The organism is Oleiphilus sp. HI0086 (assembly GCF_001635225.1).
Window position 1 is genome coordinate 1 of the sequence record NZ_LWFZ01000369.1, and the last position, 270, is coordinate 270.

1 protein-coding gene is annotated in these 270 nt (G+C 40.4%); it reads left to right on the plus strand.

The features are described 5' to 3' along the window. Positions 1-188, plus strand: a 188-nt coding sequence (locus A3756_RS28590; RefSeq protein ID WP_231872214.1) for a hypothetical protein, incomplete at its 5' end; no start/stop codon positions are given. Positions 189-270: the final 82 nt, after the last annotated feature.

Genomic DNA, 270 nt, shown 5'->3' on the forward strand with positions numbered 1-270 from the left:
AAAAGCCGAAACTTTCTTTGATTTTTTTTTCATCTACATTGGCACATTACAGAGACGTGACTATAGTCATTCTATTTGGCATAATGCGCAAACTTTTAAGTCGCCAACTGGCCGCAAGCTTTTTACCTATTAAGCAGCAGCTACGCTTGGCTTACTCTATCTCAGCAACAGGAGAGCACCATGACTGATAAAAAAGCTCAGTTATCGGTTGATGGGAAAACCATCGATTTACCAATTTATTCTGGCTCTGTCGGCCCAGATGTAATAGAT